At 35.0% G+C, this 11,264-nt stretch carries 6 protein-coding genes; 5 read left to right on the top strand and 1 reads right to left on the bottom strand.

All coding sequences use genetic code 11. The features are described 5' to 3' along the window. Positions 1–649 precede the first annotated feature (649 nt). The 4 genes from CKF59_RS04640 (at position 650) to CKF59_RS04625 (ending at position 8,546) form a co-directional block, all read left to right on the top strand. A complete protein-coding gene (locus tag CKF59_RS04640; RefSeq protein WP_147397121.1) occupies positions 650–1,321 on the top strand; it encodes a hypothetical protein in 672 nt (223 codons plus the stop codon). 20 nt (positions 1,322–1,341) lie between these two features. Continuing rightward, a complete protein-coding gene (locus CKF59_RS04635; protein ID WP_119534807.1) occupies positions 1,342–1,998 on the top strand; it encodes a hypothetical protein in 657 nt (218 codons plus the stop codon). Between the two features lie 654 nt (positions 1,999–2,652). Further along, positions 2,653–3,351 carry a hypothetical protein gene (locus tag CKF59_RS04630; protein WP_119534806.1) on the top strand — a complete coding sequence of 233 codons (699 nt, stop codon included), beginning with the start codon at positions 2,653–2,655 and terminating at the stop codon, positions 3,349–3,351. A gap of 791 nt (positions 3,352–4,142) precedes the next feature. Next, entirely contained in the window at positions 4,143–8,546 is a 4,404-nt protein-coding gene (locus CKF59_RS04625; protein WP_119534805.1) for a two-partner secretion domain-containing protein, read from the top strand. A gap of 160 nt (positions 8,547–8,706) precedes the next feature. Here CKF59_RS04625 and CKF59_RS04620 read toward each other — a convergent pair whose 3' ends face one another. After that, entirely contained in the window at positions 8,707–10,005 is a 1,299-nt protein-coding gene (locus CKF59_RS04620) for a hypothetical protein (RefSeq protein ID WP_119534804.1), read from the bottom strand. Positions 10,006–10,610: 605 nt separating this feature from the next. Between CKF59_RS04620 and CKF59_RS04615 the strand changes: the two genes are divergently transcribed. Then, positions 10,611–11,264: hypothetical protein (locus tag CKF59_RS04615; RefSeq protein WP_147397120.1), on the top strand; the 654-nt coding region annotated here is incomplete at its 3' end.

The raw sequence follows: 11,264 nt of genomic DNA, 5'->3' as shown, positions 1-11,264 counted from the left end.
ATTAAGTATTTGTAAAACAAATTTTAATTTATAAGTTGAGACTGAAGAGAGTTAACTTTATGAAAGTTAGCTCTCTCAGGTTTTTTTATTTGTGTCTAGTAAATTTACAAAAATCTTAGTAGTTTAATTTATGCTAAATACTATGAGTAGTTTATATTAATTGCTTGATTAATATAAACTACTTTTTGCGATGTTAGTAAATCTTTTCTCGCTCATTTCGTTTTATATTACTAGCCTTCTTAGATTCACTTCTCATTTTCTTTGCAAAACTCTTTTGCAAAAATTCTTTTTTTACCCGACTTTCCACAAAGTTTCCTTGTTTAACCTAGTCATTTTACATTTTGCTCTGAATTGGTTTTTTCTTTTAGTTTAGTTTGAGTGTTGTTATTTTTGTTTGCTTGAGCATTAAAATCTAAAGTTTTTAGCTTGATGAGCTCAAGCGATAATAATTAAAAAAGTCTCGCATTATAAGATATAAATTTGCTGCGACCGAGTTGCTTTATGTTATGATAAATCAATAGTTTAAGGTGAGAAAAATATATGACGAGCTATGCAATTTGGAATAATAAAACCATAGCTATACATTTAAATTCAGTAAAATTATCCTAATGAAGAAATTAAGTTCGTCATTGGAGCGAGTAAGAAGTAAATGAGAAAAATATTAATCATCATATGCTTGTTCTTGCTTCTTGGTGCTTGTAGTAAAAAGCAACAAGAGCAAGCTCAAGTTCCTCAACTTAAGGTAAGTGAAGCCGTGAATTTGGTTAAGAGCAGTTTTGCAGATCCTCAAGCTCCTTGGTCCCAATATCTAGACATTAAGTTTAGTAAACGCAACTTTACTTATGAGAATTTTTTAAGAGTAATAACCGCATATAATACAAGCATTTTACAACCTCAAGTAATCAATAAACGCTATACCATTCTTCAATTAGATGAGTTTTTTACTTTAGCTCAGGCTTGTCGTTTCTACCTCGAAGCAGAGAGTAAAGGTAAATATACTAAAGGCTGTAAATTCTTAGTGGCAACAGCTACCACTTTTGATCATAATCCTCATGCTTTTGCTACTTATATTCTTGATTATGAAATGTATATGAGTAGTCGTAAACCTTTAACTATTTACGATCGTGATCAAAAGGAGATTATCTTTGAAAATGTTTATAATCAAAGAAAAGATTCTTTTACGACCAATCCCAAAATCCAAAAGAAGAATTTAACTTTTACTTTAGATTATCGTGCTTGGCCAACCCAATTATCACGTACCCATTTTTCTCAAGTCCAAAAACTGTGGAAAGACTATTTTAATCTCACCATTAAAAAGTAGGTTTTTTAAGGTAAAAAAATATGCAAAAATACATTTTAACTCCAGCACTACTTGTAGCCTTAACCTTAACTGCTTGCGGAGATAAACCAGATTTCAAGCCCGTAAAAGTAACATCTTTGACTGCGGAAAACATCGCTCGCTTTGAAGAGGGAACCAAGGGAAGAAGTTTATCAACCGGAAATGTCCTAGGCAGATATTTAAAGGAAAAACATATTAATTTTTTGTATTACACAAAAGAGAAAATCATGGATACAGCTATCTTGTTTATTTATAAGGTTGCTTTTTATCATGAGCCGGTAGAGTTTAAAGGACAAGAGTATCAATTACCACAAATTTTTTACCAATTTCAATTTGAGGCAGGTTTTTGTGCTTATCTCCGTGAACAAGATGCTTTTAAGCAAGTAAAATTTACCAATGAGGAAGTACAAAAAAGTTTAGTTGAAAATTATGACAGCATGATTTTAAAGAATATTTGTGCTAATGTAGAGTATTTTTATGAAATTTTAACTACAGGTTTTTCTCGAGATCAACTCTATAGTCTTGTGGTTACTACCCAAAAAGATAAATTTACTGCAGAGCAATGGGAGTTAATCGTAAAAAACAAAGCCGGTTTTACCTATAAAAAACCATTAGAAGACTGGATTGATAAATCTTACTTTGGAAAGATTTTTGATTAAACTAACTAAACCAGCAGTTAAGAAAGGTTCTGTAAGTTAAGAAGTTATTCTTTAGAAAAATTGAGCGAAAAACTAATTGGAAGATAACTTCGATTAACCCTAGTAACTAAGGCTCGAGTTTAACGCCAGAGGTAGTGTAGCGTTATAATCAAGTTAAAGACAGCGCTCATTTACTCAAAGGTATCCTGTTAGGACATGTAGCAATTGAAATCTCCACTTTAGAGAGTGGATATAAAGCTTTAACCGAGGAACAGATTTTTCATGACATTATTCTCTCGGGGTATGAGTTTGTAGTGAATAACCAAGCGCCTCTGCTTATGAACCAGCAGTAGCAGTTACCTCAAGGATTTAATGAGTTAGAATATTTTACATAATGTTTGTGTTTTTGCTCAGCAGCAAGGACAAACTGAAGCTTTAGAAAATAGTCGTAGAATTTGTTCCCCGATTACCAAGGTATATAAAGGTTTACGTGATAACTTTACTCTTGAACAAGTTTATAGTTTAGTCGCTTTTAGCCAAAAAAATCAGTTTACGCCTGAACAATGGCAACTAGTAACTAGTGGACAAGCGGGATTTAGTTATAGTGAACCTGAATTAGAGTTTTTACGTAACTCTTACTTAAGTAACTACGCCCAAAATAATTAAAGATCGAAGATGCAAAGAAAAGAATCCTTATCTTGGAAGTCGCCAGTAAACCTCATTAGAGTGGGTAAACTTTTAGGAGGACTGGGAGTGGCGATGTTACTTTTTGCTTGTAATAAGCAAGAGCCAAGAATTAATCCGCACTTGATTACCAATAAAATTACAAGTCTCGATGACAAGACTTTAGAGCGTTTAGTAGCAGTAGATGCTCGAGTCGCTGATGAGAATAATGGAGCTTTTAAGCGTCTGTTTCAATCAGAACAATTAGCAACTGTTGATACAACTCAAAGCGATGGAGAACAACAGCTGGCAATGCTAATTGCTTACTATCAAGCGATTAATGGAGAAGTGGCCGCTAAGTTTGATGCTCAAGGTTTTTATTTACTTCCGCAAGAGTTTGATGATTTTGAATATTATTCCCAAGTGTGTTATTTTGCTTATAGCACTGATAATGCTTCAGCTTTACGTGAAGTGCTACCGGAAGCTGATACTAAATGTTACATAATGGTGCATCTCATGTTACCAATTAGTAATTATTTTACGCGAGAGCAAGTCTATAGTTTAAATGCTTATAGCCAAAAAGCTTATATGACTAAAGAACAATGGCAAAGTATTATTACTAATCAAGCAGGGTTTATCTATGAAGAGCCAACGCCAGAGTTGATTGAACAATTGAATCAGAGAATAATACAAGAAGCAAGTGAAGAATAATTGTTTAAATCTCTTAAAAAAGCTTACCTTAACTAGGTAGGCTTTTTGCATTTGCGTAAAGAGTTCTAGGCAAAGTTGTTTTTTTCTAAGTCTTAATTTACGTATGCAGAAAAGGTAGTATGAAGAGAAATGGAGGGGGCAAAACTTATGTCTAACTCTTCAATTTAGTTGAGCCGAGAATGTCAGGAAAAGTTAAAATAAAGATGTACCTATAAATTAATTTAGGCACTGAAAAAAAAGTGAGTTCAAGCAAAATCTTTAGCGGTTTTTTTAGCTTGGAGTTGGTTTTTTAGGTTTGTTTTTCAGAGCTTTGTTTTAATGGAAGTGAAGAAAGTTCGGGAAATTTAATTCCCATGAGTTAAGCTCTTTAGAACCAAAAAATGTTATAATCAAACATGGACTAAGTAGTTATTAGTCCATGGCAAATATGAATTTATACATTAGAATAGACTATAGTAAATGACTTAGATGAGAAAGATTAAGGCAATTTCTTTCTCTGTGAGAACAAGCCAAGATCAAAGCCAAGATCAAAGCTAAGCTTATAAAAACTATAGCTAAAATCATCAAAGATTAAAGTTAAATTCCCTCAAAAACTAGAACTCATAATCGCAAAGGTAAATTATACTTGGCAAGTATTTTTATGGCTTTTAGGTAATTGGAAGAGGGTAATTGCAAGGTCTTTGATTTTGCTTGAGGTAAAAAATTTTCGCTTTATAAGTGAAAAACTTATAAATTATGAAAGTTTTTTATAAAAACTAAGTCAGCATCATATACTTTTGAGACTTACCAGCATGAATCGTAATTTTAAATTAAAGTTTAATCGTCGTACTTTATCTTTAGATGCAGTATCGGAACTGGCAACCAGTGCTGTAGCACAAAGTACCTCCTCTCCACAAACCTCACAAACCGCTAAATTCCTGTCTTCATTCTTAAAACCTAGCCTTGTGGCATTATTAAGTTTTACTACTCTTGGGATGAGTTTCGCTCAACCAGCTCGTACAGGCATGGACGTGATGCATGGACAAGTACAAACTCTTGTTGAGGGAACAGTAACAACTTATACCACGAAAGCCAATAGTATTATTAACTGGCAAACGTTTAACATTAAAGAGCATGAAATTGTAAAATTTTTACAAGAGCATGCTAATTCAGCGGTATTAAATCGTGTGTTAGGTGGTAATGTGTCGCAGATTTTAGGGCAATTACAATCTAATGGTAAGGTATTTATTGTTAACCCTGCGGGTATTGTCTTTGGAGTAAAATCTCAAGTTGATGTCGCAGGTTTAGTGGCTTCGACCTTAGATCTGAGTGATGAAGATTTTCTGCAAGGTAAATATGTTTTTAATCAAAACAAAGACGCTACTATTGCTTCGGTATTAAACCAAGGGGTAATTAAACTCAACCAAGATGGAACTCTAGCTTTAGTTGGGGGACAGGCGATTAATACTGGAGTACTCGAAGCTAAAAATGGGACGGTATATCTATTAGCGGGACAGTCAATTACGATTCAAGATCTTGAAAATCCTTTAATCTCTTATAAGGTTACCGCAGAAAACCAAGCCTTAAATCTTGGTAGTATTTTTAGTAAAAATGCGGTGTTACTCGCAAATAAAGTAGCTCATGGTAACCAAAATTTTGTTGATCTTGTGAGTGAAACAGACTCTGCAACCCAAGCAACAATCAATGCTCAAGGTGAAGTATTACTCTATGCAGGATCAACTGCCGAGCAAGTACAAACTACCGCAGATACTCAAGCTCAAGTACAAGGAAGACGTAATGGGCTGGTAGTGCAAGCGGGAACTATTCAAGGTCATAACACTCAGAATACAAGTGCTCAAGGGCAAGCCCAAGCTGCTAAAGTTCAAGTTTTAGGGGATGCGGTAGTGGTAACTGCAGAGGCTAATATTGTCGCTCAAGAAGTAAATCTTGGAGGCGATCTCCAAGGTCAAGGACAAGTAAAACTAGCGGCTCTGACTCAAGTACAAGCGGGTGCAACTATAGATGTATCTCGCTCGCAAGGAGATGCGGGAACAGCGATTGTTTGGGGTGATCGTAACTATGTTGCAGGTACATTCCAAGCTCAAGCTTTAGAGGGCAGAGGTGGCTTTGTTGAGACTTCAGGGAAAGAGTTACATCTTGGCGATGACTTTACCATTAACGCCCAAGGAACAGCAGGCAAAGGGCAGTGGTTACTAGATCCAAGAAATCTGCACATTGTTAACGCAACAACCTATAATACTGAAAAAGCGAAAGCTGGAGCAACAACAAAAGAGATAGTTCTTGCTACAGACAGTTACGAGTATACTACCGAAGACACCAAAGCTTATGAGGATTCATATCTTTTAGATTCCCAAGTAGAGAATGCTCTTAAAACTTCTAATGTGAGCTTAACCTCAACCAATAATTTAAGTGTATCTTATGCTACGATTAATGCAGGTTATGCATCGAATTCTGAAGTGTATGGCATAGATGGAAAAAATGGAGCTTTAAGTTTAACCGCTAATAACATTAGTGTGACTAACTCTTCGGTGCATACAAGACACATTAACTTAAAAGCTCATAACAATGTAGCGATTACAGCAAGTAATCTCAGTACAACTACAAATTTAACCATTGAGGCGAATAAAACTATTACCGTTAGTGGAGCTGCTAATAAATTAGATGGTTATACAGTAGTAGTTTTAGCTAAGGATGATCTAAGTTTAACTAATGTAACTACTAAAGCTGGACAGTCTCAACCTACTGGAGTTCAAAATGTAACTTCATTCAATCTCAATGCCAAAGGAAATATTAGTTTAACCAATGTTAATGTCAGTGTGAACTTTGGACAAGTACGTATTACTTCAGAAGGACATAAACTTGAAGTTGCTAATTCTACCTTACAAAATAATTGGCAAGAAGTAATGCTTCATGCTTTAGGGAAAAATGGTAACGATAGTAAGAACACTGAAGTTGGTGGCGACTTAGTGGTTAATGGTAGTACCATTGATGTGTTAGTGAACTACTACCTCAAAGGTGGGAAGGTTACTATTAACAACTCTACGTTAAAGAATCAACGAGAAACTGATAAAGCTAATCAAAGTACCATTTCTGTAATTGGGGATGGTCCAGTACGTTTAGAGGATGCTAAGCTTTCTACTTCTTCGAAATTACAGTTTGAAGATAAAAGCTCAAAATCTGAGTTTATCTTTGTGAATACGAGCTTACAAGCTCAAGGGATTGAATCTTTAGGTTCTGGTGGATTAGCTAAGCTCAATGTTACGAATTCAACCTTTAATAGTAATACTAGTTTAACTTTCAAGGTACAAGGCGATGTGAGTTTACAGGGGGCTACTTTAAATACTAATAACTTTGATTTAACCTCAACAGGAGGAAAGATAAGTATTGGTGAAGCAACCCAAGGTGATAATAAGGTTACCTCCAAACTAAATGCAAAAGTTGGCAATGCAAGTATTAAAGCTGAAGCTGGAGAAGTAAGTTTAGGTAATGCTGAAGTAAAGCTACAAGGAGGTAGCAATCCGACGCTTACGATCAAAGGTAAAACTGTTACCACTAACAACAGCGAATCAAAAAATGTTACTTTATCCGGAAGTAATGTAGTTGTATCAAGTACTGAGGGAATTACTTTAAATCATGCTACGGTTAAAGCTAATAGTGCTTTAAATCTAGAGGCGACTTCAGGTGATGTAAGTTTAACAAATGCTAAAGTTGACGCTCATAATGTGAGTGTTAAAGCTGATAAAGGTAAGGCAATAGTTAAAGATAATACTTTAAATATTGCTGGTTGTTTAACTCTAAATGGAATTACCTATGAGTATCAAGACAACACCGGAACTAATGCCGATCAAGCTAATATAAATGGTGCTACAACTCAGCAAACTTCTTCTAAAAATAATACAGAAACCTCAACTGTGCAAGCAGAAGATTCTGAAAATAAAGAATCTACAACAACCACAACCTCTCCTCAAGAGGAAGTGAAGCAAGAGTCAGTAAAATCTGAAATCGATACTAAAGTTGAAGAAGCAAGTTCAGCTCAGAAGCAAGAGGAATCTCAACAAGAGACTGAGTCTGCAACCTCAGGTACAGCAGAAGCTACTTCGCAAGGACAAGATGCAGAAACTCAATCTCAAGTAACTTCTGAAAGTACAGAGTCCAAAGAAGTTACAGAGAAAGAAGCTGAAGCTGAGGCAAAACCAGCAGAAACTGTATCTGAAGCTACTAAAGTAGAAGCAGAAGAGGAGAGTACAAATAATCAGCCAACTTCTGCTAATGATGTAGGTGAGCAAGAGCAGGTTGGACAAAGCGAAACTTCTGATCCTCAAATTTCAACCCAAGAAGAACCTACAGTCAATAAAGAAGAGGTAAAAACTCAAGAGCAAGAACAAGGTAGTACTCAAGGTCAAGCCTCTCCTTCTGCAGAGGCTTCTGAAACTGAAGTTCAAACTTCTACAGGTGTAGAGTCAGAAATAGAGGAACAAAGTAAAGATTCTTCTCCTGTTACTACACAAGACTCTGTAGAGACTAAAGTTGAAGAAGAGAAAAATAAATCTTCAGAAACATCACAAGATTTAGATCCAATTACAGAAGAACCTAAAGCAGAATCTGTATCTGAAGTTAGCGCACAAGATGAAGCTAAAGAGCCTGTTGCAGAAGGCAAACCGTCAGGAGATGAAGAATCAACCCTAGAGAAAGAAGAAGCAGTTCCATCTGCACCATCTCAAGCCGAAACCACACAACCTAATACTTCTGAAGTTGAGCAAGTACAACCTATGCCTGCGGAATCTTCGGCAATTCCAAAAGTTCCTGAGGCGAAGCAAGTTGTAACTATTGAAGGACAAGAAGAAGCACAAGCAGTAAATGGAATTCCAGTAGGCATCGTAAAACAAGGAGTTGCTGATTATCAAGAGCGTGATCTCTCGAATTGGTTAGTGCTTAATCCTGAGGTACGACCTTTACCTACTCCTCCTGCGGAACATCAACCTCTTGTGATTAAAGGAGAAGATTCTGCCGTTTCTTTAGGTAATGAGACTATTTTTGTCTTCTCAAGTTGTAAAGTAACTTCAGGAAGTGGGCAAGCAACCTTAAGTAGTCTCGGTGTAAGTGCTGCCGATATGGGTTTAAGCTTAGGTGAGCTTTCTGCAAAATATAATTTAAGTGCACAAACTACGAGTGCACTTGAAGCTGAGTGTAAATAATCAGCTTGAATGAAATAAGAGAAGCAAGAATTATGTAGATAAGTTAGTTGGGCTAATTTACTGCTCTTGCAAGTTATAATAAATTTAAGTAATGAAAAAGCTCCCCTGCGTGGGGAGCTTTTTCTAAGTAAAATCAAAGATTTTAAGTAAAAGCAGAGATTTAGAAGTACTCGGTAATAAAAGCATAAACAAAGACAAGTACTAAACCAAGAACTAGGAACAATTTAAATTTACGATAAGCACTTGTTCCGTCTCGAACTTCAGCTCGTTTCTTACGTGCTTTAACTTTTTCAACTAATTCAGGATTAACAACTTTTTGTGCATTTTTAAGACGTAGCTTTTGATATTGATCAATATTTACGTTTAAATACTTGAGATAATCATTGTTAATTTCCTTAGCTGCTTCTAAAGCCTGATTTGCATTTACAAGTGGAGTATTAAAGAAGTCTTTAATCGGTCCTGCAAATGCTTGAGTTACTTGCTCTACTAGAGGAGCGCTACCTGCTTCTAAAGGTTCTTCTAATTCCGCAAAGCTAGGATCAAACTCAATGTAATCAAAAATACTAAGAAGTTGTTGTTTTTGGGCAAAGGTAGCAAAGTTGCCTTCTGTACCTTGATGCCAAGCACGACCGAGTTCGGCTAATTCATTATTGAGTGAACCACGAGAATCACTAGTATATTCACTGGTAATATAGTGAGCTTGAACGAATAGAGGATAATTATCTAGGTCTTTAAGTTGAAGGAGAGGATGAGTTAAATTAAAGCCTAGTTTTTGGCGGAGAAGAACAAAAATGGTCGCATAAGTACCTAAGTAGATAGCACCAAAGCCATAGCTAAAGAGGAATTCGTAGATAGTATCTAGAATCTCTGTCGCTAAAGGACTATCTTCTTGAATACGTTTAAATGCGTATAAGAATAACGCATGGGTAAAATCAAATTGTTGTTGACGTTTTGCAGTTTGGAAGCCATCTGCAACTACATCGTCAATTAATTTTGGTTGGTTTACAAGCTTAGCTTTAAAGTTATCGTATTGCTCTTGAGTTAATGGAGGTTGTTGTACGAAGTTATTACTCGTAAAGTAAGCATTTACTACATAGTTTAAAATAGCATTACGTAAAATATTACGACGTAGCTCAGGGTTCTTTTGGTTAATTTTTAAAACTTCTGCCGTTAATAAAATGGAGAAAGTAGTTAAGCTAATTACCATTGAAGCTTTAAGTTGTTCTAGAGCTGGATCTTCTGTAGATTCTACATAGTAAACCCCGCGAAAAGAACGGTTATTCGAAACAATAGAATTCTTTTCTAAAGAGTAATCGGAGATAATACCAAATTCAAAGGTATCACTTAAAGCAGAATGAGTGTAGTTATCAGAAATATCAAGAACCTTTGTACTTTGTTGAATAAAATCCAATACTGTATCATAGTTCTTTGGATTAGAGAGTGGAAATTTTAGACCCATTTTATATAAACTCCATTATGTAAGCTGGTTTTTATTCAAGACCAATTAATTAATCAGACTTCAAATTAAAAAGATTGATTTTTGTGTGTGCATTCGAGATAAGTAAATTTTATATGTAGCTACGACTTTTAGAAGGGGTAGTACCTACTTTGCTATAAAAAGAGCTTTTGATTAATCTCGTAAGATTGAGCGTGTAAATTTTACTTGGTAACAATGCTTCTTGTGGATAGTTAACTCTTAATTTAAAAGTTTTTTTCACAGGTTAATTAATCAGAGATTATTTTTATTATAGCACGAGCAAAAGCTAAATAGAGGCTAAAACTCAAGCAGTTTAAGAGTTTAAATAGAGTTATAAATTGATAGTTAGTTTAATTCTTAACTTAGTAAAATTAGCTGTATAAAGTTAATAAATTTGTCTGTGCAAAGTAAAGAAAAATCTTGTGATTTTTCTTATAAAAACTCACGGCGCTTTCATTGTTTTTCCTAAAAAAAGGAGTATACTATTAAAAAAAGCTTCACCTAGACCAAGAAGATGCAAAACATTTATTTTGGAGGCAGAAGAGTATTTTAAAATCATCTTATGTCCATGAGGTTTATTAAAGAAGATGAAATTTCTAAAATATACAAGTGTAATTTTAACTGCTTTTGCTTTAGTTGCTTGTGGGGATAAAACTCCTGCAGAAAAAGAGACTACATCATCAAGTAATGCTCAAGTAACCAGTTATAATCTTGATACTAATCAAGTAGTAGCTTTAGATCAAGCTACTTTAAAGCGCTTTGCGAGTTTAAGTAAAACTATAGCTTCTGAAAAAGGAGCTCTAACTCAACTCGGACAAACCTTAGAGACTATGGATTTAACTCCAAAAACTGGAAGTAATGAAGAGTTAGTACAACTATTAATCCAATACTACCAAGCGATTAATGGGGCAAGTAAAGCTACTTTTAAAGAGGGTAATTATGTATTACCGCAAGCATTTTCTGATTTAGAGTTTTATAAAAACACTTGCTTATTTGCAGATGCTAATAATCAGTTAGAAGATTTAGAAAAAGTTGATGCTCAAGCTTTTAATACTTGTGGGGTAGTGGTAGCTATGATTGCTCCTTTCACTGAAGGTTTATCAAGAGAAGAGATCTATAGTATTAATGCTTTATCACAAAAAGCTTCAATGACCACCGCTCAATGGCAAAAAGTAGCTGCCGGCAAGGCTGGCTTTACTTATATTGAGCCTAGTGTTACTTATTTACAAGAGTTAGGCTTA

It is taken from the genome of Psittacicella gerlachiana, from assembly GCF_003585965.1.
Taxonomy (GTDB): domain Bacteria; phylum Pseudomonadota; class Gammaproteobacteria; order Enterobacterales; family Psittacicellaceae; genus Psittacicella; species Psittacicella gerlachiana.
The sequence above is the reverse complement of the archived record's forward strand: the minus strand, read 5'-3'. Positions and strand labels throughout refer to the sequence as shown.